Origin of the sequence: Cypionkella psychrotolerans, from assembly GCF_001294535.1 — a bacterium.
In the GTDB taxonomy this organism is placed as follows: domain Bacteria; phylum Pseudomonadota; class Alphaproteobacteria; order Rhodobacterales; family Rhodobacteraceae; genus Cypionkella; species Cypionkella psychrotolerans.
This window is the reverse complement of record NZ_LGIC01000037.1, coordinates 121,180-145,576: the sequence shown is the minus strand read 5'-3', so window position 1 is coordinate 145,576 and position 24,397 is coordinate 121,180. Positions and strand designations below refer to the sequence as shown.

The 24,397-nt window shown below is 59.3% G+C and carries 25 protein-coding genes and 1 tRNA gene; 18 read left to right on the top strand and 8 right to left on the bottom strand.

Annotated features, from left to right (window positions below; all coding sequences use genetic code 11):
- Position 1: 1 nt before the first annotated feature.
- The 7 genes from AKV04_RS09270 to AKV04_RS27815 all read left to right on the top strand — a co-directional run bounded on the left by AKV04_RS09270 (position 2) and on the right by AKV04_RS27815 (position 7,035).
- Positions 2–1,633: a terminase large subunit gene (locus AKV04_RS09270; RefSeq protein ID WP_054006161.1), complete on the top strand. Its 1,632-nt coding sequence runs from the start codon at positions 2–4 to the stop codon at positions 1,631–1,633.
- A gap of 12 nt (positions 1,634–1,645) precedes the next feature.
- Positions 1,646–4,015 (top strand): hypothetical protein, encoded by a 2,370-nt coding sequence (locus AKV04_RS09265; RefSeq protein ID WP_156317434.1) that lies wholly within the window; start codon positions 1,646–1,648, stop codon positions 4,013–4,015.
- Between the two features lie 446 nt (positions 4,016–4,461).
- Positions 4,462–4,953 (top strand): hypothetical protein, encoded by a 492-nt coding sequence (locus AKV04_RS09260; protein ID WP_156317433.1) that lies wholly within the window; start codon positions 4,462–4,464, stop codon positions 4,951–4,953.
- Positions 4,954–5,013: 60 nt separating this feature from the next.
- Positions 5,014–5,598, top strand: a complete 585-nt coding sequence (locus AKV04_RS09255) for a hypothetical protein (RefSeq protein ID WP_156317432.1) — start codon at positions 5,014–5,016, stop codon at positions 5,596–5,598.
- Positions 5,599–5,710: 112 nt separating this feature from the next.
- Positions 5,711–5,878, top strand: coding sequence for a hypothetical protein (locus AKV04_RS26115; RefSeq protein ID WP_156317431.1), 168 nt, complete (start codon positions 5,711–5,713; stop codon positions 5,876–5,878).
- A 146-nt stretch (positions 5,879–6,024) separates the two neighbouring features.
- Positions 6,025–6,345, top strand: coding sequence for a hypothetical protein (locus AKV04_RS09250; RefSeq protein ID WP_054006157.1), 321 nt, complete (start codon positions 6,025–6,027; stop codon positions 6,343–6,345).
- Positions 6,346–6,462: 117 nt separating this feature from the next.
- Positions 6,463–7,035 (top strand): excalibur calcium-binding domain-containing protein, encoded by a 573-nt coding sequence (locus tag AKV04_RS27815; RefSeq protein ID WP_082351578.1) that lies wholly within the window; start codon positions 6,463–6,465, stop codon positions 7,033–7,035.
- Between the two features lie 172 nt (positions 7,036–7,207).
- On the opposite strand, the gene AKV04_RS09245 is transcribed toward AKV04_RS27815, so the two are convergent.
- A tRNA-Gln gene (locus AKV04_RS09245) sits at positions 7,208–7,282 on the bottom strand.
- A gap of 102 nt (positions 7,283–7,384) precedes the next feature.
- Here AKV04_RS09245 and AKV04_RS09240 point away from each other — a divergent pair.
- Entirely contained in the window at positions 7,385–8,563 is a 1,179-nt protein-coding gene (locus tag AKV04_RS09240) for a BaiN/RdsA family NAD(P)/FAD-dependent oxidoreductase (protein WP_054006156.1), read from the top strand.
- 178 nt (positions 8,564–8,741) lie between these two features.
- Here the strand turns inward: AKV04_RS09240 and kdsA are convergent, their stop codons facing one another.
- From kdsA to AKV04_RS09225, 3 genes are read right to left on the bottom strand one after another with little or no spacing between them, the layout of a single operon-like run.
- Positions 8,742–9,572, bottom strand: a complete 831-nt coding sequence (kdsA, locus tag AKV04_RS09235) for a 3-deoxy-8-phosphooctulonate synthase (RefSeq protein WP_054006155.1) — start codon at positions 9,570–9,572, stop codon at positions 8,742–8,744.
- An 11-nt stretch (positions 9,573–9,583) separates the two neighbouring features.
- On the bottom strand, positions 9,584–11,287 hold the full coding sequence (locus AKV04_RS09230) for a capsule biosynthesis protein (protein ID WP_054006154.1): 1,704 nt from the start codon (positions 11,285–11,287) through the stop codon (positions 9,584–9,586).
- Complete coding sequence (locus AKV04_RS09225; protein ID WP_054006153.1) at positions 11,271–11,924, bottom strand: ABC transporter ATP-binding protein; 654 nt, start codon at positions 11,922–11,924, stop codon at positions 11,271–11,273. Before AKV04_RS09225 ends, AKV04_RS09230 begins: the two co-directional genes overlap by 17 nt.
- Before the next feature lie 281 nt (positions 11,925–12,205).
- On the opposite strand from AKV04_RS09225, the gene AKV04_RS09220 reads away from it, so the two are divergent.
- Together AKV04_RS09220 and AKV04_RS09215 are read left to right on the top strand one after the other, a co-directional pair.
- Positions 12,206–12,412, top strand: a complete 207-nt coding sequence (locus tag AKV04_RS09220) for a hypothetical protein (RefSeq protein WP_156317430.1) — start codon at positions 12,206–12,208, stop codon at positions 12,410–12,412.
- 201 nt (positions 12,413–12,613) lie between these two features.
- Positions 12,614–14,257, top strand: a complete 1,644-nt coding sequence (locus AKV04_RS09215) for a hypothetical protein (RefSeq protein WP_054006151.1) — start codon at positions 12,614–12,616, stop codon at positions 14,255–14,257.
- On the opposite strand, the gene AKV04_RS09210 is transcribed toward AKV04_RS09215, so the two are convergent.
- A complete protein-coding gene (locus tag AKV04_RS09210; protein ID WP_054006150.1) occupies positions 14,254–15,501 on the bottom strand; it encodes a Na+/H+ antiporter NhaA in 1,248 nt (415 codons plus the stop codon). The genes AKV04_RS09215 and AKV04_RS09210 overlap by 4 nt on opposite strands.
- Positions 15,502–15,649: 148 nt before the next feature.
- Here AKV04_RS09210 and AKV04_RS09205 point away from each other — a divergent pair, with 148 nt between their 5' ends.
- The 3 genes from AKV04_RS09205 to rpsI all read left to right on the top strand — a co-directional run bounded on the left by AKV04_RS09205 (position 15,650) and on the right by rpsI (position 17,628).
- Positions 15,650–16,441: an SseB family protein gene (locus AKV04_RS09205; RefSeq protein ID WP_054006149.1), complete on the top strand. Its 792-nt coding sequence runs from the start codon at positions 15,650–15,652 to the stop codon at positions 16,439–16,441.
- A gap of 234 nt (positions 16,442–16,675) precedes the next feature.
- A complete protein-coding gene (gene rplM, locus AKV04_RS09200) occupies positions 16,676–17,140 on the top strand; it encodes a 50S ribosomal protein L13 (protein ID WP_054006148.1) in 465 nt (154 codons plus the stop codon).
- Between the two features lie 2 nt (positions 17,141–17,142).
- Positions 17,143–17,628: a 30S ribosomal protein S9 gene (rpsI, locus tag AKV04_RS09195; protein WP_054006147.1), complete on the top strand. Its 486-nt coding sequence runs from the start codon at positions 17,143–17,145 to the stop codon at positions 17,626–17,628.
- A gap of 142 nt (positions 17,629–17,770) precedes the next feature.
- Here the strand turns inward: rpsI and AKV04_RS09190 are convergent, their stop codons facing one another.
- Entirely contained in the window at positions 17,771–17,983 is a 213-nt protein-coding gene (locus tag AKV04_RS09190) for a DUF1127 domain-containing protein (protein ID WP_054006190.1), read from the bottom strand.
- 88 nt (positions 17,984–18,071) lie between these two features.
- Here AKV04_RS09190 and AKV04_RS09185 point away from each other — a divergent pair, with 88 nt between their 5' ends.
- The 5 genes from AKV04_RS09185 (at position 18,072) to AKV04_RS09165 (ending at position 22,862) form a co-directional block, all read left to right on the top strand.
- A complete protein-coding gene (locus AKV04_RS09185; protein WP_054006146.1) occupies positions 18,072–19,472 on the top strand; it encodes an aminotransferase-like domain-containing protein in 1,401 nt (466 codons plus the stop codon).
- A 127-nt stretch (positions 19,473–19,599) separates the two neighbouring features.
- A complete protein-coding gene (locus tag AKV04_RS09180; RefSeq protein WP_054006145.1) occupies positions 19,600–19,851 on the top strand; it encodes a hypothetical protein in 252 nt (83 codons plus the stop codon).
- 151 nt (positions 19,852–20,002) lie between these two features.
- The gene (locus AKV04_RS09175; protein WP_054006144.1) at positions 20,003–20,950 is read left to right on the top strand and encodes an ABC transporter permease; all 948 of its coding nucleotides are present in this window, start codon (positions 20,003–20,005) and stop codon (positions 20,948–20,950) included.
- Complete coding sequence (locus AKV04_RS09170) at positions 20,947–21,753, top strand: ABC transporter permease (RefSeq protein ID WP_054006143.1); 807 nt, start codon at positions 20,947–20,949, stop codon at positions 21,751–21,753. Before AKV04_RS09175 ends, AKV04_RS09170 begins: the two co-directional genes overlap by 4 nt.
- 32 nt (positions 21,754–21,785) lie before the next feature.
- On the top strand, positions 21,786–22,862 hold the full coding sequence (locus AKV04_RS09165; RefSeq protein WP_054006189.1) for an ABC transporter ATP-binding protein: 1,077 nt from the start codon (positions 21,786–21,788) through the stop codon (positions 22,860–22,862).
- 27 nt (positions 22,863–22,889) lie between these two features.
- On the opposite strand, the gene AKV04_RS09160 is transcribed toward AKV04_RS09165, so the two are convergent.
- Positions 22,890–23,504: a TetR/AcrR family transcriptional regulator gene (locus tag AKV04_RS09160; RefSeq protein WP_054006142.1), complete on the bottom strand. Its 615-nt coding sequence runs from the start codon at positions 23,502–23,504 to the stop codon at positions 22,890–22,892.
- Positions 23,501–24,373 carry a polyphosphate kinase 2 gene (gene ppk2, locus AKV04_RS09155; protein ID WP_054006141.1) on the bottom strand — a complete coding sequence of 291 codons (873 nt, stop codon included), beginning with the start codon at positions 24,371–24,373 and terminating at the stop codon, positions 23,501–23,503. The genes AKV04_RS09160 and ppk2 overlap by 4 nt, the downstream gene beginning before the upstream one ends.
- Positions 24,374–24,397 lie beyond the last annotated feature (24 nt).

Below are 24,397 nucleotides of genomic sequence, written 5' to 3'. Positions count from 1 at the left end.
CTTGGGCGCGGCTTCGACTTTTCCGGCGTGGATCTTTGACGCCAGCCCTATCCCTGACCCCCTCGGGCATGGCGAGCGCGCGGTGCAATTCCTGCGCGCCCTGCGCCATATCAAGAGTGATAGGCCGGGGCGGGCGCTTACCCTCTATCCTTGGCAAGAGCGCATTGTGCGCGCGATATATGGGCCGCGCGACGCCGATGGCGACCGCGTTGTGCGCCGCGTGTTCTTCTTCATCCCGAGGGGCAACCGCAAGACCAGCTTAGCCGCTGCGCTGTCTGTTCTTCACCTGATCGGGCCGGAAAAGGTGCCAGGTGGTGAACTGGTGTTCGCGGCCTGCGATAAAAAGCAGGCCAGCATTGCCTTCAAAGAGGCGACCAATATCGTCAAGCTAGATCCGCGCATCGGCGCGGTGACGAAGATTACAGATCAACGCAATGCTGCGAAAGAAATCGAAAGCCATATCAAGGGCTTTGAAAGCAAACTTGAAGTGGTTTCTTCAGATGGTGCGCGCCAGAACGGCGGAACCCCGACCTTCGCGCTGTGCGACGAGATCCACGCTTGGAAAGAAGCCGCCGGTCAAGAAATGTGGGAGGTGCTGGAATCCGGCGTGTCGAAAAGTCGAAACGGGCTGATCGTCACCGCGACAACGGCGGGCCGGGGTGCGGATGGTTTCGCGGCTGATCAATACGCCTATGCCCGCGATGTGGCGCTTGGCAAAGTGCAAGATCCTTCGGTGCTGCCGATCTTGTTTGAACTGCAAGACGGTGACAACTGGACCGATGAAGAGGTATGGCACCGCTGCAACCCCGGCCTGAAAGATGGCTTCCAAGATCTGAAAGACCTTCGGAATAAAGTGAACCGGGCGCGCAACATGCCTTCGGCGGCCTATGGTTTCCAGCAATATCACCTGAACAAGTGGCACGGAAATTCCCGTGATCCATTGTTTGATCTGGCGAGTTACGATGCCCGCAAGCTTGACGATGACGAAACCGACCTTGAAGGGCTGCCCGCTTACATCGGTGTGGATCTGTCGCAAACTGGCGACCTTACCGCCGTAGCTATCGCCTTTCGGCATGGTGACGGCCAAATCACGTTGCGCAATACCTGCTTTGTGCCGACTGCCGATCTGGAAACCAGAGCGCACCGCGACCGCGCACCCTATCAGCAATGGGCCGATCAGAACTTGATCCAGCTTTGCACCGGCGGTGTGATTGATCAGAAGCAAGTCGAAGACCATATCCGCGAATTGTGCGCCACCTATGACGTGCAAGAGATCGCTGTGGACCCGGCGCTTGCAAGGGTGCTGTCGCAGAACCTGACCGATGCTGGCTTGCCAGTATTCACCCATCCGCAAAGCGCGCTGATCATGTCCGAGGCCACCGGCAACCTTGTGCGCGCGGTGAACGGTGAAGTCATCCGCCACAATGGCGACCCGGTGTTGCGCCAGCACTTCGACAACGTGGCCGTATCAAACAACCCGCAATCCGGGCTGATCAGGATGCACAAGGCGCGAAGCACGGGCCGTATCGACGCCGCCGTTGCATCCGCAATGGCAGTTTCACGGGCAGTCACCGCCCATAACAAGAAATCGCGCTATGACGACCCCGAGGTGTTGGGGCTTACAGTGTTTTAAGGAGTAAAGAGTATGTCCGACGTAGATATGATGGGCTTGATCATCAAGCTTGAAGCCCAGACCAAACAGCTTCAACGCGACTTTGCCCGCGCCAACTCGATTCAGGCGAAAGCCTCAAAACAGATGGAGGCGAAAGCAAAGCAGAGTGTCGATAAGATCGCGCAGACCTATGAAGGTTTAGGCGGGCGTGTCGGTGCCGCTTTCAAAACGCTCGCCATGCCGAAGCTGGCGGGATTGGCCGGAACCGTGGCTGGTATCGGTGTGGCCGGGGCTGTGGCGGCTGTGCGCAATCAGGTTCGCGCCATTGCCGATCTTGGCGACGAAGCAAAGCGCGCCGGTATGGAGGTGGAAGCCTTCCAAGAATGGAAATTCGTTGCGGATCAAAACCGCATTGGGATTGATGCCCTGACAGATGGCTTCAAAGAGCTTTCATTGCGCGCCGATGAATTTGTTATCACCGGCACTGGTAGCGCAGCCGAAGCGTTTAAGAGGCTTGGGTTCAGTGCCGAGGAACTGAAAACCAAACTCAAAGACCCGAGCGCCTTGATGCTTGAAATTATCGGGCGGTTGGAAAGTTTGGATAAAGCCGCACAGATCAGGATCAGCGATGAACTTTTCGGTGGCACCGGTGGCGAACAATTTGTGCAGTTACTCGACAAGGGCGCGGCTGGTATTTCTGCACAGATCGCCCGAGCGCGCGAACTTGGCGCTGTCATGGATAGCGATATGGTCGCAAAGGCGGCGGAACTGGATACCAAGTTCCGCGAAGTCGAAACCCGGCTGCAATCAATGTGGCGCAATGGCGTTGTCGGTGCCGCTGAGTTTTTCGGTTTTATCGAAGGTGAGCAAGAGAGGCTGAAATTTGACCCGGTGGATACGGGCCGCTTGTTTGGATCCGGAACAGCCGATGCCTTGGGCAAGCTGCCCGAGGTGCCGCAAGATGCCCTAGCACAAGTCGAAGCGCTAAAGATCGAATACTCCGATTTGGCGACCGAAGCCCGCTTGCTGGTGCCCGCGTTGTCGGAAGCAAGTTCAATGCTGCGCGGCGTTGGCAATGAGGCTGGTGCAACCGCCCTGACTGGCCTTGCGACCCGGATTGGCGATGCAGCCAACGCATTTGAAAAAGGCGAAATCACCGGCGAACAGTATGCGGAGCAGTTGCGCGAAATTGTCACCGAAGCGCAGAACACGATCACCGCCATGTCAGATCTTGATCAGGCGCGATTGGCCGGGGTGATAGGGCAGGTTTCCAGTCTGCTTGACTGGATCCGGCTCTTGCCCGGTGCTGCTGCTGCCGCCCGTGACGAGATCGCCAATCTTGCCATGATGGATACCGGCACGCCCCTCGCCACTGGTGGCGCCGATCTGCTGCCGCCCGAACCGGTCAGCCCTTTGGCACCCGGCACTAGCCAGCGGCCAAAACGCGCGCCCAATGATCCTGACTTCGGCGTGCCGGATATGCCTAAAGCAACAGGTGGCGGTGGTGCTGGTGGCCGTTCTACCGATGGCTTCGCTGCTGCCCTTGCTTCGATCCGCGAAGAAACCGCGGCGTTAGAGCGTGAATCGCTGGTGTTTGTCGCAACCGCGGCGGCGGGAAAAGAGTATGGCGATGCAGTCGAGTTCGCCAAAATCAAAGCTGATCTGCTAAACGAGGCTATCAAGGCGGGTAAGACGATCACGCCCGAACTGACGGCCGACATTGAGCGGCTGGCGCAGGCCCACGTTACCGCTGGCTTGAACGCCGAAAAAGCCGCACAGAAACTTCAGCGGGTTCAGGAAACCGGTGAGAAGGGCGCGCAGACCCTCACGGATCTTTTCATGGGAGTGGCGACTGGCGCGATGACCGCCGGTGAAGCCCTGAAACAGCTTTTGATCGAAATTCTAAAAGCGCAGTTGCAAAAAGGCATTGCGGGTATTTTCAGCGGAGCCAAATCCGGCGGGTTTCTGTCGATGCTCGGCGGGCTATTGGGCTTCGCGTCCGGCGGTTACACTGGTGATGGATCCAAGAATGAACCCGCCGGGGTAGTGCATCGCGGTGAATATGTTTTCAGCGCCGAGACTGTGAAGACCCTCGGGGCGGGCAACCTCGACAGACTCCACCAGAGCGCCCGCAAGGGCTATGCAAGCGGCGGCCTTGTCGGTGACTCGGGCAGGGTGGCACGGGCCACCAGCGCCCTTGCTATGGAGTCTGGCGCGGTATCCGGGCCGGTGATCACGATCAGCGCACCCGTCACGGTGAACGCGACCGGCGGCACGCAGGAACAAAACGCTGATCTGGCGGCACAGGTCGGCAAGACGCTGCGAACCGAGCTGAGCGGCTTGATTCAAGACGAGTTCCGCAAGCAATCCAGATCCGGCGGCATGTTTGGGCGGCAAGCCTGAGAAGCTGTTTCGCGGATGCGTCACGCTTTTCCCTTATAAGAGAAAAGTCGGATGATCACCGCAGCCGGAGCTAACTGAGACGAATCGTCACGATTTTCCCCTATTAGGGGATGTCGGACGATTTCCACAGCCGGAGCGTGGGTAACGCAAATCGTCACGCTTTTCCCTTATTAGAGGAAATCGTGACATTCTTCGCAGCCGGTGCGTCACGATTTTCCCTACTATTAAGAAGAGAAGAAAGAAAGAGAAGAGAAGAGCTGGAAAATCGTGACGCTTTTTCATCCCATACCGGGCGCGGCTAACCCTGATCTATCCCGGATGGAATGAAAGCTGCGCGGACACCGGGCCAGTGTGCCGCCTACGCCGGATGGAAATTCTGAAACGTCGGTTGACAGTCTAGTGAAATTTCACTAAGCTTATTTTTAATGAACGTGAAAGGTTCCCCGATGATGACGACTGACACTTTGAAACCGGCCCGCCAAGGGATCATCAGCCTGCCACCGGCGCGGGTGGAGCAACTCAAGGCCCTGAGCATGGTCTGGTGCTTGCCCGTGGCTGACGTGATTGGGCGCATGATCAAGGAACAAATCAACGCCGGGGTAATCCCTGCGACCATCGCCGGGGTGAACCTGTCGCGCTTTAATGGTGCAATCTTGTTTGGCTTCGACAATGACGACGCCCTTGAAATGACGCCTGATGAAGCCGCCTTTGTTGTGGAGCAACTCCGGATCCGTGCCATGCCGAAAGACAGCACCACGCGCAAAGCGCTGAATGCCGCCGTGGATTTGGTGACGCCGGAGCATGACTTCGGCCTGCGCCCGCTGGCGGTTTCGAAGCGAGGGACCGGGATAAATGTTCGGATCGGCAAGACGATGAAATCTTTCTCGCCCGCCCTTGCGCTGGACTTGGCCGACCTTATTGAATCGACTGCCGCCTGATCACCCTCAAATGATCAAGGGTGAAGCGCGGGAACGCTTCACCCTTGTAGGACAGTATCAATGCGAAACCACTATACCGTAGAAATGCAGGCGCGACAACTCACAGCCGAGGAACTTGACGCTATAGCGGATCTTGATGTTCCGCGCGGGCCAAATTGGTTCCCCGGTCAGGAACAAGTGCAGCCGGGGCAATCAGACGCTTCCTTGGCAGCTTTCCTTGCAAGGTGGATGAAAACCAAGAATCGAAAAGCAGATGCGGCTGTCGCTTGTTACGCCGGAATGATGGGGGCAACTAGCCCGACCCTTTCGGACTTTTCGGACGCTGAGAAACATGCCGACGCCTATCAAGCGTGGTTGGCAAGCTGCACTCCACGGCAAATCGGCATTCTGAATTTTGCCAGCGCCGAAAGGCGGAAACGCCAGCGCGCCCAAGAGCGCGAAGACTACGCGGCTGCGAAGCTGGCGGAAACAGGCCAGTCGGTGCGACCGTATCTGCGCGACAGATCCGACGCAGATAAACGGGCGCTGGATGCAGCGCGCCAACAACGCCGCCGCGATAAGGTGACACTCGAAAAGGCAAACGCCAAAATGGCGAAAGCTGCTGAAGTTACACTCATTTTGGCCGACATTGATCTTGGCGAATAGTGACCGGGAAGAAAGTAAGTCGTTACTTATCAAATACTTACAAAAATATTTTCCTTGCGTTGGATCGCCTGATCAGCTTAGAATCCGGGCATCGCAACCGTAGGAGCCGACCATGCACTTCATCGCTGATAACGAATACGCCAAACTGGTGGCCGATCTGGCCGAAGCCTATATGCGCGCCGCCACCACTACCGGCACAGACCTGCATGACGTGCTGGTGGAGGTGCTGGCCGATGCTGACATCATGCCGGAGCGGTGCAGGGCTGATCTGGCCGCGTAAGGGTGCCAGTTTGTAAGTCTTGGAAGATAATTCCCATTTTTACACAGAATACGAGATTTTGTCCTTTTGGCGTCATTCCCATCATCAGAACGCTATAGGCGAATAACGACGCTATTCGAAACCTGAAATCACTCGGAGATTACAAGATGAAAGACGACGCTATGAATAAGAACAATCGGGCAATCGCTCTGGTGCGCGCACAGTTCACCAACCCTGTCGTTCTGCCGCAGATGGGGCGGAAAGAGTTTGATGACTTCCTTCACGACAAGTTTGGCCGGCCTGACGATGACGTGTGGAAGCGTCCATCCGGCGCGGAGGAATTGAAGGACGATGAAGATTTCTACCTTGTCGAATACTTTAACACGCCAACCGGGTCGCTCATGGCTGCCCATATCAGCGATTTTCCGCAACCTGTCATTGTCGTCATGGACGGGCCAGTGAACCAAGTGAGCGTTGCGGCTAAATAGCTATCACAACAAAACTTTCAAAGCCCGCCCGGTTCAGCGCCGTGGCGGGCTTTTCAACTTCGTGGACTTTCACCTAGGTAAAGCGCAACCTCCGGTCACATTTGGGGGAATCGCTATATGAACCGTCTTTTCTACACCATTTCAATCTTGTTCGGGCTTGCCGCCTGTGGCACGACACCGACAGCGACGCAAGATCCGGCATATTTCACGTCTATGAGCACTAGCGCACTGTGGAGCGCGCAGGCGGCTTCACGATCACCGCTTCAACTTGCGTATGTTGAGGCTGAACTTGGTGGGCGCGGTCAGTCTGCCAGCGGTTCGGCATACCTTGGGCAGCGCACAGCTAGCGCCCTTGGTCGCAAGCTCTATTCCCGGTCAGGCGCAGCGGGCAGTCCAGTTGCTGGCGGCGGCAAGTCTTGTTCTGACTTTGCGAGTTCAGCACAGGCGCAGCGTTACTTCCTCGCTTCTGGTGGCCCGCTTTCCGACGCCTCAAACCTAGATGGCGATGGCGATGGTCTGGCCTGTGAGTGGGGTAAGACAATCGCACGAGTGGCAAAGAGCCATAGGGTCAAGGCAACAACCTATCGCAGCCATACATCGCGCCGCGCATCCAGCGGCTGCTACACAGGACCGAGGGGCGGCACATACACCATAACGTCCAGCGGTAACAAAAACTACGGCGGCTGCTGATCACGATTGAGGCTAGGCCCACTGACAACCAAGCCCGCCCGGTTCACCGTGGCGGGTTTTTCGTTGCACGGATCTGATGTTGTCGAAGGCCCGCGTGTTACACACACACGACTGTAACACATGAGCGGACCGATGGTCCGTTAAGTGCTTGATATTGCACATAAATATAGATTGGCTGGGGCGGGAGGGATCGAACCTCCGTATGTCGGTACCAAAAACCGATGCCTTACCGCTTGGCGACGCCCCAACTGCGGCGGTTATTAGCGAAGCCATCGGGGGGGTGCAAGGGGGTTTTTGCGAAAATCTTCATGTGGTTGTCAGGCGCGAGCTTGGCGGCGTATGAGGGGGCATGGAACAGGTTGATGTCATCGTTTTGGGGGCCGGGGCGGCGGGGATGTTCGCGGCAATTGAGGCCGGACGGCGCGGGCGGCGGGTGCTGCTGGTCGACCATGCCAAGGCGGCAGGCGAGAAGATTCGCATCTCGGGCGGCGGGCGGTGCAATTTCACCAATCTCGGGATCGCGCCGGATCGGTTCATCTCGCAGAACCCGCGCTTTGCTTTGTCGGCGCTTAAGCGGTTCACCCAGTGGGATTTTATCGCGCGGATGGATGGCGCGGGGATTGCTTGGCATGAGAAGGCCTTGGGGCAGCTGTTCTGTGACGGCTCGGCCAAGCAGGTGGTGGATCTGTTGCTAGGCGATATGGCGCGAGTTGGGGTGGCTTTGTGGCTGGGCTGTGGGGTGACGGCGGTGCGGCAGGCTTCTGTGGGGTTTGAGGTCGATACTGCGCGGGGGGGGGTGCGGGCGGCGTCGGTGGTGGTGGCGACCGGGGGCAAGTCGATCCCGAAGATGGGGGCGAGCGGGTTTGGCTATCAGGTGGCGGAGAGTTTTGGGTTGCGGCTGGTGGAGACTCGGCCCGGGTTGGTGCCGCTGACCTTTGCGGCGCAGGAACTTGACTGGATGGTGCCGCTGGCGGGGGTGTCAGTGCAGGGGCGGGTTTCGGTGGGCAAGACCGGGTTTGACGAGGCGGTTTTGTTCACCCACCGCGGGTTGTCGGGGCCGGCGGTGTTGCAGGCGTCGAGCTATTGGCGCGAGGGGGGCGAGGTGAGCTTGGATCTGGCACCGGGGCGGGATGTGGCGGTGGAACTCGGGCAGGCCAAGCGGGAGCAGGGCAAGATGGCGCTGAGAACGGTCTTGGGCAGGATCGTGCCGGAGAAGCTGGCGCGGCATGTGGAGGCCAGTTTGGGCATCACCGTCCCCTTGGCGGAGTTGGGGCGCGCGGAGTTGGAGCGGGTGGCTGCGATGGTGCGGGACTGGCGGCTGCGGCCGGTGGGATCAGAGGGCTACAGGACGGCGGAGGTGACGTTGGGGGGCGTCGATACCGATGGGCTGGATGGACGCACCATGATGGCGCGCGGGGTGCCGGGGTTGTTTTTTGTCGGCGAGGTGGTGGACGTGACCGGCTGGCTGGGGGGGTATAATTTTCAATGGGCGTGGTCGTCGGGATGGGCTGCGGGGCAGGTGGCCTGAGGCGGTCCCAACTCGGGACCATTTTTTGTTTTTTTATATCAGATAGATGACTTTGTGCTGTTAAGGGATTTTTAACGCTTATCGCTAAAATCTGTCTAAAATTGTCATCCTCTGTGCGCAAATATCCTGGGGGTGCGGGGGCTAGCCCCCGCTCCCGATGCCGACAAAGAGCACAAGCTTAGACGTGCAGCGGATCGGCCTTGGCCAAGCGGTCAAACGCCATCAGGCTGGCGACCAAGGCGGCCATCTTGTCGAGTGGGATCATGTTGGGGCCATCGGAGGGCGCGGTATCCGGAGCTTCGTGGGTTTCAATAAACACCCCAGCGATGCCCAAAGACACTGCTGCGCGGGCCATCACCGGGGCAAATTCCCGTTGGCCGCCGCTGGAACCACCAAGCCCGCCGGGTTGCTGCACCGAATGGGTGGCGTCCATGATCACCGGATAGCCGGTGCGCACCATGATCGGCAGGCTGCGCATGTCGGTGACAAGGGTGTTATAGCCGAAACTCGCGCCGCGCTCGGTCAGCAGGATGCGTTCATTGCCGGTGGAGGCGACCTTTTCGGCGACATTTGCCATATCCCACGGGGCCAGAAACTGACCCTTCTTGATATTCACCACCGCCCCGGTTTCGCCTGCGGCCAGCAACAGATCGGTTTGACGGCACAGGAAGGCCGGGATTTGAATGACGTCGGCGACATGCGCCGCCTCGCGCGCCTGAGCAATGTCGTGAATGTCGGTCAGCACCGGGATACCAGAGGCGCGTATAGCCTCCAACACCTTCAGCCCTGCGGCCATCCCCATGCCACGACGGCCCGTGAGCGAGGTGCGGTTGGCTTTGTCATAGCTGGCCTTAAAGACATATTGCGCGCCGACAGCGGCACAGGCCTCGGTCATCACGCCCGCAATCATCTGGGCATGGTCCAGACTTTCCAGCTGACAGGGTCCTGCAATCACCAGCAAGGGCTGATCGTTGCCGACGCGCAAGCCCCCGATGGCGACCTGTTTCATTGCGTTAGGCGTCATCCCGAAGTTACCTGCTCATACAGGATCGCGATGGTCATGGTGATCATCAGATAAATCCCGATCAGGATCAGCATCACCACCAGAGTGCTTTCAAAGGCGCGTGGATAGGCGGCCTCATCGGCGGCGACCGGGTTGACCGAGACGGAAAGGTAACGGGTCTGCCGATTGGCCTCACTGCGCGCCAGTTCGGTGGCTTGCAGCGATTGCGCTAGCATCAACTGCCGGGTTGTGACCTCGGCTTGGGCCACCAGCAATTCGGACTGCACTCGGGCCAAGGATTGGCCGCTTGCGTCATTCTCGGTCAGCTTGGCGCGCAGTTGCGCGATCTGATCGTTCAAAGTGGTGATGCGGCGCTTCACAGGCTCCATCCGCGCCTGGTTGGGGCTGGCATTGGATTCCATCTGCGCCAGCGACAGCCGTTCAGTGGTCAGCTGGGTTTCCAACTGACCAATCTGCGCCGAGATTAGGCTGATTTCGACCTCGGACGACAGAACCTTGGTCTTTTCTTGCAAGCTGACCACCCGTTCATTGGCTTCCGTCAGCTTGACCTCGGCATCATCATAGCTTTCGCGTGCGCCCTTCATCTGATCATCGCGCACCCTCGCTGTCATCAGATCAACGCGTTCTTCAGCATAGCCGAGCAGCGCTTGCGAGAATTTCACCGCGACCTGTGGATCGGCGGCAATCACTTCCATCTTCACCACGCCTTCGGTGGGGTCGTAAGAGATTTTTACAAATTTATGGTAAAGCTTATAGGCCGCCCCCTGCGTGGCATCGGGGGCAAGCCGTTGCAGCGGATCCATGTTCGGGGCCGAGAAATGCGCGCGAAAGCCGAGGTCATGGTCCAAGCGTTCCATCGCGTCTTGGCTTTGCAGGTAGCCCTGCACGGTGATCGAATCCTGCGAGGTGGCCATCGCCGAGCCCTTCAGCATCGAGCTGAGTCCAGAAGGGGCTGCATCGTTCTGCTGGATGACGAATTCGGTGCGGCTGGAGTAGAGCGGCGTCGCGATGGTGTAATAATAGATCGCGGCAAGGATAGTGGGCAGCCCGACGAACACGAACAAACGCGCGGCCAGCAGCAGCGATTTCTTGCGGCGGCGTGCGACGATATCGCGCTGGATTTTGCCAACTTCGGCGAGATGCGCCCGCTCAATTTGTTCTTCGGTGGAGGGCAGCTGGATCGGTTTGATGGTTTGCGGCAGTTGGATGCCATCGCCGCCGGGGGTGACGGTCAGCGCGCGTGAGCCTGAGGGCGGCATTGGCGGGCCATCGCCGGAGGAGACCAGTTCCAGCACCGAATTGGCTTGAAACGGGTCAATGCCGGCGTTGCGCAGCAGCCGCACGGCGTCAAAGTCGGATGTGGCGGGCAGGCCATGCTTTTGGGCGAGGCGGCGGGCCATGCGCAACTGCCGACCCGTCAACCCCTCTTGCCGGATAGTGTCGATATCGGCGGGGGCGCTTTTTTGCGCAGGTTTTTCGGCACCGGGGAAGGTCATGCCAGCAAAGCCGTCTTCCTCATCGGTGGGAAAGAAGGCGCGATCGCCGACGCGGGGTTGCACTGGGGGGGCGGGTTTGGCGGTGGCGGATGTTGGGGCAGGGCTGGCTTTGGCGGCCGCCGTGGTCAGCGGCAAGGGCGCCGGGGCCTCAACTGGATCGGGGCGGCGGGTGCGGAAGCGCTGAACACTAAGTTTGGTAGTCATAAAGCCGCTTCGCCTCTTCTAAAGTTTCAAACATATACAACTGACCATTGCGCAACACAGCGGCCGAGCGGCAGAATTTCTCCAGCGTCGAGGGCTGGTGCGACACCACCACCACGGTGGCATTTTTCAAGCGCTGGCGCAGCACTTGCCCCGCTTTGCGGTTGAATTCAACATCGGTCGAGGACGGCATGCCTTCGTCGATCAGATAGATGTCAAACTCCAGCGCCAGCATCAGCGCGAAGGAAAACCGCGAGCGCATGCCGGATGAAAACGTACCGACCGGCATGTCGAAATATTCGTCGATATTGGACAGCCAGCGGCAGAAGCTTTCGATATAGTCCGGGTCCAGCCCGTAAAGCCGCGCGATATAGCGGGCGTTTTCGGTGGCGGTGTGTTTTGACAGGATGCCGCCCATGAATCCCAGTGGGAAAGAGATCCGCGAGGTGCGCATGATTTTGCCCTCATCCGGTTTCTCAAGCCCCGCCATCATGTTGATGATGGTGGTTTTGCCGGTGCCGTTGCGGGCAAGGATGCCCAGAGAATTGCCGACTTCAACGGTGAATGAGGCGCGGTCAAGGATCACCTTGCGCGACTTACCTGTCCAAAAGGACTTACTGACATTCTCGAACGCGATCATGGCTGCCCTGACGGGTCTGCCTCCTGCCTGTGCACATCGTTATCGGCCAGTGACCCCAGCCCTACCGAAGAAATGTTAACGCTTGGTTCTTGTTGACGCACAAGAGCCGAATACGGGTCTAATCCGGGTTTGAGGCATCATTATGTCGCATCCATGGACAATGGCGCAAGGTGGGGCAGTATTGGGTGGGGAAAATGTGGGCGCGCATGCGGATGTGATGCGTGGCGTGGTGCGGGCGGATAGGGTGGGGAGGCGAATCCTTGCGGTGAGATGTTGTGGTGATGCGGTGGATGTTGGCGGTGCTGTTGGCGGTGATTGCTGCAGGCGCAGAGGCGCGACCGGGTCCAGCGCTGTGTGATGGCAAATATGCGGCGGCGGGCGAGATGCTGAATGCATCCTTCGGGCGGTTTGGCACGCTTTATGCGGGCGGTGCGGATGTGGGGATCGGTCACGAGGTGGGGGCGACGCTGGATCTATATCGACTGTAACATGGCTTGCCAGATTATGGCTTTCGCAATGGGGCGGATTTATACAAACCCGCGTGGATGAAGCATCAGCCACCGGGCGGTCCGTGGAGTTGGGATTATGCTGGTGTTGTCGACGAATGGGCGGATTTTGCGTTGAACCACGCGCTGCCTTACGCGCTGGCCCCAAATGAAACTTACCTTTCGGCGGGCCCGCGTGACTAGGTGGCAAGCACATTGGATGTGCTGACGGTGCCGGGGCCAAGCCCGGATTGGTGGTTTAACCCAGATCGCGCCAAGGATTTGAGCGATACCGAGGCCGTGATCGCTTGGCACGCCCGGTGCTCTGATCTGGTGGATTGGCTTCTGGGGGCCGCCGTGCAATCGGCCTATCCGGTTTTCGCGGCGGATCAGATGCGGAAAGAACAGAACTGGCGGCGGGACAATGACAAGGACTGGGAAATCGCACCACAGTTTGACAGCTTGGGCGCGCGCTATTGGGTGCAGTATCGCCGCTCGGGTGGGACGGAATGGGCGGTCCTCGCCATGCTGTTTCCGATGGCCGAGGATCAGGCCGAAACAGCCGACGGGCTTTACAATATTTGGCTGGTGCGCACGCTGAATTGTGTGGCCTCCCCGGCGGAATACGCGGCTTTCCCGACAGCGTATTTTGAGCGCAGCACGCGCGATGTTTGGGACGCTGGGCTGCCAAAGCCGGATGATCTGATCGAGCTTTTGCCGCCTCGGATGCAGGATGCGATGATTGACCAAGCGGCGCGCGGTTTTCTGGCGCGCAAGACAGCCGCCGGATATTGGCACCGCAAACTGCGGCAGGTTGAGGAGACGCCGCAAGACTTGGCGGCTTTGGCGGCGATGCAGCGCAGCAGGCGCGACGATGCGTCTTATACGCTGAACGAAATGCGCCTGATGTTTGTCGATAACATGGATGCGTTGGCTGACCTGCTGGCAGAAAATGGGTCCGTGCAGTATGCGCGCTCGATTGATTTGCTGTCTGCGGCGCATCTTCGGGCATTGGTGGCGGATACAAGGCTGCCGCAGACGGTGCGAGTCAACTTGGCGCGGGTAGCGTTTCTGCGCTTGCTGGCCTTGGGGAGCATCCGCGAGGCCCAAGCGGCTTTGCGCAACTATCTCGCACTTTATCCAACCGCACGCTTTGACGCCGAGGCCGCGATGGCGAAGGCATCAGAGCCAGAAGTCAAACTCGCCTTGGCGGCACTGACGATGCCGCTTTCGGTGCGCTATTACGGGCATTGGGCTTGGGATATGACTAAAGTTCCGGGCTTTGGAAATTATTTCGGCACAGTTGGTCAATTTAGCGCCGATCTGCCGGATTGGTTGCGCACGGGCGGCGGGTTGCAGGTGGATGTGGAGCGGTTGTTGCAGGTGGGGCAGTTCTGGTTCTCGCAGAAGGGCTACACCGAACGGGGGATCCGGCGGCTGCATGATCGGCGAATGGAGATTGCTTTGCCAGTGCCGCGCTTTGTCGGATTCCCGCCGCAAGGTCCTTACGACCCCGGTGTGCCGTTTGGGCGGTTGGTAGCGTTGGATGAATTGGGGCGGCTCGGGCCGGATACCGGGCTTTCGCAGCGCTTGAGTGAAGTGGTGATCGCTTGGGCGGATGCGGGGTCGGATACGATCCCAGAGATGATCTTGCAGCAGAATGGAGCGATGCCGCAGGCGTTGCGGCAGATTGTGCAGCTGAACCGCTACCGGACGCGCGGCGATGTGGGTGGGGTGTTTGCCGGCAAGGCGGCGTTTCGCTTGCTGCATGATCGGTTCCCGTTGAGTGCTGCGGCGCGAGCGACACCGTATTGGTACAAATGTACCAGCCCCTATTGCGACCGTTAGCGACGTGTCAGGCGCGCGAGCAGCAAGGCGGCGGCTCCGGCGAGGAGCGACAGCGCGAGGCCAAGGCGGGCGGCTTCGGCCATGCCGCCTCCGGGCAGGGCGGTGTCGAGTGCCAGCACCGGGACGGTGAAGCCTAGCCCCAGCAGCATGGCGATCAGCAGCAGTTCGCGCAGGGCGATACCTGCGGGCAGGGTGCGGTGGGTGATGCGGGCGGCAAGCCAGCAGCCGAGCAGAAAGCCTAGGGGTTTGCCGATCCAGAACGCGGCGAGGGTGGTGAACGTGGTCGGGGCGAAGGCCGACAGATCAATACCGCCACGGGTCAGGCCGAACAGGAACAGCACGAGAGCGAGCGGGCGCACCAGCAAATGCGCAAGGCGGTTGAGCGGGTCGTGCAGAAAGTTTTCCGCCTCGGCGAAGAAACCGAAAGAGCGGTCGGCGTGCGGGATGGCCGGGATCACGGGCAACAGGCCAAGCGCCGGGGGTAGGCCAGCCGCCGCGACGCCGATGAAGGAGATTGCTCCGGCAAGGATATAGGGCCAAAGCATCAGGCCACGGCGGCGGGCGGCCTCGGATGCGTTCAGGCGCGGGCGGCGGCCATAGAGCGCCCAGACGCCAAAGCTGGCGAGCAGCGGCAGCGCGAGCCAGCCCAAGCGGAACAACCCCCCGCTGGGGTAGGACAGGCCCAGCATCAAGAGGCCGAGAAAATCGCAGGCGATGGTGACCAGCAGCAGCACATGCAGCGCGGGGTGGTTTGGGCCGAACACCCGGCGACCCAAGACGTAGCCGAGCACCACATCAGAGCCGAGCGGGACTTGCCATCCGATGGCGAGGCTGGATTCGGCGGCGGTCTCGATCAGCGCGCCGGAGAGGATCCAGATCAGGGCGGCTCCGATCGCGGCGCCAATCACGCCGCCGAGGGGCACCAGCGATTGCGGGCCAGACAGCGCGCCACGCTCTAAGATCAAGGCCTCCCACAATTCTTTGCCGACGAAGAACATGAACAACGCCATCAGCCCATGCGAGGTCAGCGAGGCGGGGGTCAGGGCCGGGCTTTGCAGCGACCATTGCGTCAGCCACGCGGGCAGTTGATCAAGGACAAAGGCAGGGGCGTGCAGATCGGCGATGCGCCATTCGATGAAATCATAGTAACCTGCGGCATCAAGGTTAAGCCAAAGCGTGGCCGCAAGGATGCCAAGGCACAGGGCGAGGGCGAAATGGCGCACGAAGGGCGAGACACGATACATAGCGGGATTCCGGGGAGGCGCGGGGTTTATCCCTCACTAACTGGGGGGCAGCGGCGTCACAATCGGGATTTGGCGGAAGTCTGGATGTGTTGCTGCGCTGTTGCGGTGCGGCGGTTGTGGCGGTAGCGATGGGAAAACGGAGGATGTGATGCAAAGTCTCGATCAGGCCTATGGCGCGATGCAGGCGGGGGACGCCTCGGCGGGGTTGCGGTTTTACCGGCTGTTGGCGGATGCCACCTTGTTTTTGCTGCTGGAGCGCGAGGCGGAAGGTGAGCGGGTGGATCCTCGGGTGTTCGATCTGCCGGATGGGCCGGTGCTGCTGGCCTATGATTCCGAGGAACGGTTGGCGGTTTTCGGGCAGGGGCCGCAATCTGGTGCGGGCCTGCCTTATGCAGCACTTCCGGGGCGGTTGATTGCGCAGCAGATGCTGGGGCAGGGGCTGTCTTTGGGGCTGAACTTTGGCACGGGCGCTGCGTCTGAGGTGCTGTTGCCGCCGGAAGCGCTGCGCTGGCTCTGTGAGATGCTGGAGGCGGCTCCGGTGGAGGTCGAGGCGACACCTGTGCAGTTTTTTGCCCCCAAGGGTTTGCCGGAGGCGTTGAGCGATGCGCTGACCTTTACGTTGGGCGGGGCGGCTGGGTTGGCGCGGGCGGCGTTGCTGTCTGGGGTGCGGTATAGCGACGGGCGGTTGGGGCATATGCTGGCGGTGATTGATGCGGCTCCGGGCGCGGAGGAAGCCTTGGCGCGGGCGCTGTCGGAGGCTTTGGTATTCTCGGGGCTGGAGGCGGGGGAGTTGGATGTGACGTTCCTGAGTTCCGGCGATGCGGCTGTGGTCGAGCTTGCGCGGGTGGCGATTGTGTTTGAGGTGCCGGAACTGGTGGCGCAGGCCGCGGTAGAGCGGGCGGCGCCGGGGATGGATGGGAAGCCGCCGCGCTTGCGGTGAAGGCTGGGGGTTTCACACCCCCAGACCCCGGTGGGATATTTGAGCACAGAGGATGATAATTTTAGTCAAACTGTTTGGAGTGGATTTGGGGTATCATATTACCGCATATCGTAACTTGTTGAATTTACTATTTATTATATTCGTCCCGCCGCTTGACGCTGCGCGCTGGTTCAGCGATAAGCCGCCATCCGAAATGCGAGAGGTGACTCTCGCCCTCTCTCTTATGGGTTCAAGATGAAAACCTTCTCCGCTACGCCTGCGGACATTGACAAGAAATGGATCCTGATCGACGCCGAAGGCATCGTTCTGGGCCGTCTTGCAACGATCGTGGCTTCTATCCTGCGCGGCAAAAACAAGCCGACCTTCACCCCCCACATGGACATGGGTGATAATGTTATCGTCATCAACGCGGACAAAATCCAGATGACCGGTAACAAGCGCAACGACAAGATCTACTACTGGCACACCGGCCATCCGGGCGGCATCAAGCAGCGCACCGCCAAGCAAGTCTTGGAAGGTGCTCACCCCGAGCGCGTCGTGATCAAAGCTGTTGAGCGTATGATCACCCGCAACCGTCTGGGCCGCGTTCAGATGACCAACCTGCGCGTTTACGCGTCGGCTGAGCATCCGCATGAGGCGCAACAGCCCACCGTTCTGGACCTTGCGGCCCTGAACCCGAAGAACACCCGGAGCGCATAATCATGTCCGATATCAAATCTCTCGACGATCTGAAATCGGTAGTCAGCGCTGCGGCTCCTGCTGCACCGGCTGCCATTGTGCGTGTGGCTGTGCGTGACAAGTTGGGTCGCGCCTATGCAACCGGCAAGCGCAAGAACGCGGTTGCACGCGTCTGGATCAAACCAGGCTCGGGCAAAGTGGTTGTGAACGGCAAAGAGATGGCGGTTTATTTCGCACGTCCCGTGCTGCAAATGATCCTGCGTCAGCCTTTCACCGTCGCTGGCGTTGAAGGCCAGTTCGACGTGATGGCAACGGTTGCTGGCGGTGGTCTTTCTGGCCAGGCTGGCGCTGTGAAGCATGGCGTTTCGAAAGCCTTGCAGCTTTATGAACCCGCTTTGCGCGGCGCGTTGAAAGCCGCTGGCTTCCTGACCCGCGACAGCCGTGTGGTTGAGCGTAAGAAATACGGCAAGGCGAAAGCCCGTAAGTCGTTCCAGTTCTCGAAGCGTTAAGCTTTACGATCTTGGATTGTGCAAAGGCCCGTGGGAAACCACGGGCCTTTTGTATTGGCCGCGCGGTCGGGCATCTTGGGGCAGGGCATAAAAAAACGGGCCGGAAAAACCGGCCCGAGGTTGGGGAACACGGAGAATGGGGTTAGGCGCGCCAGAACGGCTTTTCAGCCTCGACCTCAGCATGGCTTTCAGACAGGCCAATGTCGCGCAGCATGTGTCTCGGCATCTGCGCCAACTGCTTTCGGGTGCGATAGCGCAACTCCCATGCCGCGACGGTCAGCGCCAACGATACCAGCACGCGCGACAGTGGCGGCAAAGGTTGGGCGTTCAGAGCGAGGGCTTGGTTATACGACATGGCTTCATCCGATTGTATTGATACAAGATGCAGATACCTGCTATGATTGATACAATGCAGGGCCGCGAATCGCCAGAGGAACATTGTTATGAATACAATCTGGGTGCCTGATTTGGCCGGCGACGAAGGTCCGAAGTACTTATCGCTGGCGCGCGCGTTGCGAGACGCGATCCGCACCGCGACTTTGCCACAGGGCACACAATTGCCGACGGTCCGCGATTTGGCCTATCGCTTGGCTGTGACGCCGGGGACGGTCAGCCGGGCCTATCAAATCGCCACGCAGGAAGGTCTGCTCGAGGCGACGGTGGGGCGCGGCACGTTTGTCGCGGCGCGCAAACCAAGGCTGGGGCCGACGCAGCCTTTGTTCACTGACCGCGATCCGGGAGTGGATGACGGTCGGGTCGATCTGCGCTCGCCGCAGCTGCCGGATGTCGGGCAAGTGGCGATATTTGGCGATATTCTGCGCAAGGTTTCTCTGAGCGTCGGCGTGGAATGGCTTGATTACACGCATCAAAGTGGCGAGCGTCCGCTGCGCGCGGCGGTGGTGGGCTGGCTGGCCAACCGGGTGCTGGGGCCGATCAGCGAAGATGATGTGATGCTGACGCATGGCGGGCAAAGCGGCATTGGTTTGATCTTGGACTGCTGCTTGCGCGGCGACCGTCCGGTGGTGCTGATCGAGGATCTGGCCTATCCCGGCTTTCGCTATGCGGCGCGGGCGGCGCGGGCCGAAGTGATCGGGATTGAACTGGACGAGGAAGGTATCCGCCCGGATGCGTTAGAGGCCGCCTGCAAACGCTATGGCGCGCAAGTCTTGTGCCTGACCCCTAGCGCACAAAACCCAACCACGGCCCGGATGAGCCAAGAGAGACAATCGCAAATTGTATCCATCGCGCGGCGCTATGATCTGCAAATTATCGAGGATGAGTGCTATTTCTATTCGGGCGCGCCCGATCCGGCTTTGCGGGCTTTGGCGCCGGAACGGGTGTGGTATGCGGGCAGCCTGTCGAAATCCATCTCGGCGGCATTGCGCTTTGGCTATGTGATCTGCCCGACCGGGATGGGGCCGACGGGGCGGTTGGCTGCCCAACATTCTTTTTTTGCGCTGTCTAAGCCTTTGGCGGAATTTGCGCTGGAATTGTTCAACTCGGGCGCTGCGGATGAAATCCGCGCATCGGTTGAAGCAGAGTTTTCGGAACGTTTGCAGATGGTTGTCAACCGCTTGGGCGCGTTTGATCTGTCGTGGCAGAAGGGCATCCCGTTTGCTTGGCTGCGGCTACCGCAGGGTTGGCGGGCCTATACCTTTACCCGGATGGCCGAGGAGCAGGGGGTTTTGCTGCGCGCGGCGGATCAATATGCGATGAGCAATGGGCGCGCGCCGAATGCGGTGCGGCTGGCGATTGCGGGGGGAATCCCGCGTCAACAGTTGGATGCGGGCCTCGCAGCGATGGGCTACATGCTGCCGCGACCACCGAACGATATGGCGGTTTGAAGGTGTGGCTTTCAGGACTCTGTGGGACACAATCTTGCACGGGCGAATTGACCGAAAGTGTCGCCACGCGCAAGATTCCGCCCAGAGCCTGCAAAACGGGCCAGAGCAGATAAAGAAAGGCCCGCAAATGGGACTTCAAACCACGTTTCACGCGCCGGGGGCCGGTGCGGATTTCCTTGGGATGCGCAAGTCGCGCGCAGGCTTGACCGAGATTGTCTACGATGACGGGGACAAGCAGCGGCTGATCTGGCGGGTGTCGGATGGGGCGGGCGATCAGGTGATCTCGGATGCGTTGCAGGCAGCGGTGGGCGCGCAAAGGGTGCTGGCTTGTCTGTATGATGAGCTTAAAAAGCGGGCGATTCAGATCGAACAGATTTGACCGCTGCGCGTTTCCCTTGCGTGCAGGCCACTTGGCGGTGATGATCAGATAAGATTTACGATCACATAATGCTTGCGCGATTTCGCGCGTTCGGCTTAATTTGATCAAAATACGCCAAAAGCGCCAGTCAAGGTGCAACAAGGGGACCGGGATGCAATCGAAACCAAAGGTGCGCTTCAGGGGATCTGAAGCCGCCAACGGGCTGTTGATGATCAGCCCCACCGCGATTTACGCGATTCTGCTGTTGGCCGCGCCCTTGGCGATGATCTTCGCCTACAGCTTCATGACCGATGGTTATCTGAAGATTATCCCACATTTTCAACTGTGTAACTACATCGGAGAATGTCACTCCTACAAAGATGTCAACGGCGTGATGACCGAGTCTCAGACCTACAAAGGCGTTTGGTCGGACCCGCTGGCGCTGACGCTGATGTGGCGGTCGCTGCTGATTTCAATGGTGGTGACGGCGGTGACGGTGCTGCTGGCGTTTCCGGTGGCCTATTACGTCAGCTTTTACGTCGCGCCTTCGAAAAAGTCGTTGTGGCTGTTTTTGATCACCATTCCGTTCTGGACCAGCTATCTGATCCGGGTGTTCTTGTGGAAGGTGATTTTGGGCACTGGCGGGCCGATCAACTTCGGGTTGCTGGAGCTTGGCCTGATCCAAGAGCCGATCACCTGGCTGCTGTATAACGTCAATTCGGTGGTGATCACGCTGGCGCATGCCTATGCGCCGTTCGCGATCCTGCCGATTTTCGTCTCGCTAGAGAAGATCGACCGTTCGTTCCTAGAGGCGGGGCGTGATCTGGGCGAAAGCCCGTTCATGACCTTCTGGCGGGTGACGCTGCCTTTGGCGATGCCGGGGGTGATTTCCTCGGTGCTGATCGTGTTTATTCCGACCATTGGCGATTATGTGACGCCCAGTCTGGTCGGCGGGCCAGAGGGCAAGATGGTCGCCAACCTTGTCGAGTTGAATTACAAAAAGCTGGACAATTATCCGCTGGGATCGGCGCTGGCGGTGTCTTCGATGGCGCTGGTGATGGCGGTGAGCCTGTTGTTCTTATTCCTGAATCGACGGTTTTTGCGGGGGAACAAGCGATGAAGGGCGGTTGGTTTCGCGGCTATACGATCTTCTATCTGATCTTCCTCTACGCGCCGATCATTCTGCTGCCGATCTTTGCGTTCAACAACGCGACCACGATCGCCTTTCCGCTGAATGGCTTCACCACGGCATGGTTTGGCAAGTTGTGGGACGATCCGGCGCTGCATCACGCGCTGAAAAACTCGCTGATCATCGGCTGTAGTGCGGCGGTGATCTCGACCTGCTTGGGGATTTTCGCCTCGCGCGCCTCCAGCCGTTATACGTTTCCGTTCAAAACCCCGTTGATGGGGCTGATCATGCTGCCCTTGGTGATGCCGGATATCATTTTGGCGGTGGCGCTGCTGACGGTTTTGCTAGGCATCGGCATGCCGCTCAGCCTGTTCACGGTGATCTTGGGCCATGTGCTGGTCTGCACGCCGTTCTCGATCGCGATCCTGTCGGCGGCGTTTCAGTCTTTGGATCAGTCGCTGGAGGAAGCTGCTTATGACTTGGGCGAAACCCCGGTGTCGGCGTTCCGCTTGGTGATCCTGCCGCTGGTGCTGCCCGGCATCATTTCCAGCCTGTTGATCACCTTCACCATCAGTCTTGATGAATTCATCATGGCGTTCTTCTTGGCGGGCAATGAAAACACCCTGCCGGTCTATATCTTTGGCCAGTTCCGCTTTCCGCAGAACGTGCCGGTCATTCTGGCTTTGGGGACGATCCTCGTTTGTCTGTCCATCGCCTTGCTTGCAACCGCAGAATATTTCCGCCGCCGTGGCCTCGCCAAAACCGGTGGTAAGGATACTGGAGGCTTCCTGTGACGTCTGAAAAATCAACTGCTGCCGATCAGACGATGATCGAGTTCAAAGACGTTCATAAGTATTATGGCGATTATCACGCCCTGCGTGGCATCACCGCGACGATCAAGGCGGGCGAGTTTTTCAGTCTGCTGGGGCCGTCTGGCTGTGGCAAGACCACGCTCTTGCGCACCATTGCTGGGTTTGAGGGGATTTCCTCGGGCGTGGTGATGATCGACGGCAAGGATATGGCGAATGTGCCGGCCAATGTGCGGCCAACTAACATGGTGTTCCAATCCTACGCGATCTTCCCGCATCTGACGGTGGAGCAGAATGTGGGCTTTGGTCTGCGCAAAGACCCGCGCTCGGCTGCGGAGAAAGCCAAAGCGGTGGCCGAGGCGTTGGAGATGGTCGGGCTGAAAGGCTACGGCGCACGGGCGGCGCATGCGCTTTCGGGCGGGCAACGGCAACGGGTGGCTTTGGCGCGGGCGCTGATCCTGAAGCCGAAGGTGTTGCTGCTGGACGAGCCTTTGTCGGCGCTGGATAAAAAGATGCGCGAGCAGATGCAGATGGAGCTGATCAAGCTGCAACGGCAGGTTGGCATCACCTTCATTCTGGTGACGCATGATCAGGAAGAAGCCTTGGTGATGTCGGACCGGATTGCGGTGATGTTCGAGGGTGAGATTGCACAACTGGCCGACCCTGAGACGTTGTACAGGCGTCCGAACTCGCGCAAGGTCGCGGATTTCATTGGCACAATGAACTTTTTGCCTGCGGATATTCTGTCGGAGGTGGATGGCAAGGTTGAGGTTGAAGCCAAGGGTTTTGGCCGTCTGACTTTGGACGCCGAGCAGGTTTCGGTGGCTCCGGGAAGCTCCAGCGCCTCGATCGGCTTCCGGCCCGAAACGCTGACGATCCTGTTTGATGGGCAGACAGCAACCGACCGCGAAAGTAAGGCGGAGGTGGTCGAGGTCGTCTATTACGGCGACATGACCTATTACGACATCAAGCTGGAAGGCACGACCGAGCCGATGCGGTTGTCGATGCGCAATGTGTTTGGCCGTCCGGTTCTGGACATTGGCACGCAAACCCGCGTGGCATGGTCCCCGGGGGCGCTGGTTTTGTTCCGCTGAAAATAAAGGCCCCTGCGGGGGCCTTATTTATGTGTCTGGCCGCAACAGCCCCAGCCCGCGCAGATAAATCCCGATCCCTGCCTCCAACAAGTCTTCCGGCGGAAATGGGCTTTTGGCACCCGGCGCGCCACGCATATAAAGTTCCACCACGCCATGGCTCATCGCCCAGATATGCGCCGAGAACATGCTCGACGGCGGGCGTTTGCCGACGGGCAGGTGTTGCGACAGCTTTTCAGCGGCTTGTTCCAGCACCGCGCGGGCTTTTTGTGCGACGATGGCAAGATCGGGATGCGCTTGCAGGCTGAGGCCGGATTCGAACATCGCCATGTAATGACCGGGATATTTGCGCGCGAAGGCCAGATAAGCGCGGCCGGTGGCCTCGAACGCCGCGAGTGCGGTGGGCTGGCCGTTGTTATAGGCAAACTCCATCAATGCTGCGAAAATATCATAGCCTTGGCGGGCGACCTCGGCGATCAGATCGTCGCGGCCGGCGAAATGGCGGTAGACTGCGGCGGGGGTGACATCGGCGGTTTTCGCGGCCTCGGACAGGGTGAACCCGGTCGGGCCTTGGTCGGCGATCAACTCTAGCGCCGCCTCAACCAAGGCCTGCCGCAGATTGCCATGATGGTAGCCACGTTTCACCCTTTTGGCCTCATCTTCGGCCCGCCGCAGATTTTCTCATCAATCTTACCGATCACATTCAGGTCTTTGCCTTTGAAATCCACCGCCAACAGGATGTTTTGTATCGCACAAATCCGGGTGCGCAGCTTGTCATCCGACAAGATCACCGTCCAAGGCGCGTATTTGAAATCGCTTTGCGCGAAGGTTTCATCAATCGCGGTGCAATATTCCTGCCATTTCGCCAAGCCATCAATGTCGATTTGGCTTAGCTTCCATTGCTTCAGCGGGTCTTGCTCACGATCCAAAAACCGTTGCAACTGCTCGGCTTGGCCGACTTCCAGCCAGAGCTTGACCAGCACAATCCCCTCATCCACCAGCATCCGTTCAAATTCCGGCAGTTGTCGGAAGAATTTCGCGCGCTGTTCGGGGGTACAAAAGCCGAAAACATGCTCGACAATGCCGCGATTGTACCAAGACCGATCAAAAAAAGCGATTTCACCCGCCGCAGGCAGCCAATCGACATAGCGCTGGAAATACCATTGTGCGGCCTCGCGCTCGGTCGGTTTCGGCAGCGCCACGATGCCTGCGACGCGGGGGTTGAGATTCATATGCGCGGCAGAGATTGCTCCGCCCTTACCTGCAGCATCGCGGCCTTCAAACACCACCACCATGCGCTTGCCGGTGGCTTTCACATCTGCCGCCATCCGCACCAGCTGTACCTGAAGCGCGTCCATCTGGGCGTTGTAGTCAGCTTTCTTCATCTCGGTCCGGTAGGGGTAATCCTTCCACAGAATCTCGTCTTTGCTGGCCTTTTCGATGGTTTTGCGCACCTCTTTCGGGGCGGCTTCCTTGAAATAGCGGCTGATCGCGCCGTCAAAGGGCAGGTCCATGGTTTCCTCCAGCTTTAGGGTTGC

Bases quoted from the DNA above. Each gene is read 5' to 3' on its own strand.
- AKV04_RS09265 (WP_156317434.1), top strand. From the start codon at position 1,646: ATGTCCGACGTAGATATGATGGGCTTGATCATCAAGCTTGAAGCCCAG.
- AKV04_RS09260 (WP_156317433.1), top strand. From the start codon at position 4,462: ATGATGACGACTGACACTTTGAAACCGGCCCGCCAAGGGATCATCAGC.
- AKV04_RS09255 (WP_156317432.1), top strand. From the start codon at position 5,014: ATGCGAAACCACTATACCGTAGAAATGCAGGCGCGACAACTCACAGCC.
- AKV04_RS26115 (WP_156317431.1), top strand. From the start codon at position 5,711: ATGCACTTCATCGCTGATAACGAATACGCCAAACTGGTGGCCGATCTG.
- AKV04_RS09250 (WP_054006157.1), top strand. From the start codon at position 6,025: ATGAAAGACGACGCTATGAATAAGAACAATCGGGCAATCGCTCTGGTG.
- AKV04_RS27815 (WP_082351578.1), top strand. From the start codon at position 6,463: ATGAACCGTCTTTTCTACACCATTTCAATCTTGTTCGGGCTTGCCGCC.
- AKV04_RS09240 (WP_054006156.1), top strand. From the start codon at position 7,385: ATGGAACAGGTTGATGTCATCGTTTTGGGGGCCGGGGCGGCGGGGATG.
- kdsA (WP_054006155.1), bottom strand. From the start codon at position 9,572: ATGAAACAGGTCGCCATCGGGGGCTTGCGCGTCGGCAACGATCAGCCC.
- AKV04_RS09230 (WP_054006154.1), bottom strand. From the start codon at position 11,287: ATGACTACCAAACTTAGTGTTCAGCGCTTCCGCACCCGCCGCCCCGAT.
- AKV04_RS09225 (WP_054006153.1), bottom strand. From the start codon at position 11,924: ATGATCGCGTTCGAGAATGTCAGTAAGTCCTTTTGGACAGGTAAGTCG.
- AKV04_RS09220 (WP_156317430.1), top strand. From the start codon at position 12,206: ATGCGGTGGATGTTGGCGGTGCTGTTGGCGGTGATTGCTGCAGGCGCA.
- AKV04_RS09210 (WP_054006150.1), bottom strand. From the start codon at position 15,501: ATGTATCGTGTCTCGCCCTTCGTGCGCCATTTCGCCCTCGCCCTGTGC.
- AKV04_RS09205 (WP_054006149.1), top strand. From the start codon at position 15,650: ATGCAAAGTCTCGATCAGGCCTATGGCGCGATGCAGGCGGGGGACGCC.
- rplM (WP_054006148.1), top strand. From the start codon at position 16,676: ATGAAAACCTTCTCCGCTACGCCTGCGGACATTGACAAGAAATGGATC.
- rpsI (WP_054006147.1), top strand. From the start codon at position 17,143: ATGTCCGATATCAAATCTCTCGACGATCTGAAATCGGTAGTCAGCGCT.
- AKV04_RS09190 (WP_054006190.1), bottom strand. From the start codon at position 17,983: ATGTCGTATAACCAAGCCCTCGCTCTGAACGCCCAACCTTTGCCGCCA.
- AKV04_RS09185 (WP_054006146.1), top strand. From the start codon at position 18,072: ATGAATACAATCTGGGTGCCTGATTTGGCCGGCGACGAAGGTCCGAAG.
- AKV04_RS09180 (WP_054006145.1), top strand. From the start codon at position 19,600: ATGGGACTTCAAACCACGTTTCACGCGCCGGGGGCCGGTGCGGATTTC.
- AKV04_RS09175 (WP_054006144.1), top strand. From the start codon at position 20,003: ATGCAATCGAAACCAAAGGTGCGCTTCAGGGGATCTGAAGCCGCCAAC.
- AKV04_RS09170 (WP_054006143.1), top strand. From the start codon at position 20,947: ATGAAGGGCGGTTGGTTTCGCGGCTATACGATCTTCTATCTGATCTTC.
- AKV04_RS09165 (WP_054006189.1), top strand. From the start codon at position 21,786: ATGATCGAGTTCAAAGACGTTCATAAGTATTATGGCGATTATCACGCC.
- ppk2 (WP_054006141.1), bottom strand. From the start codon at position 24,373: ATGGACCTGCCCTTTGACGGCGCGATCAGCCGCTATTTCAAGGAAGCC.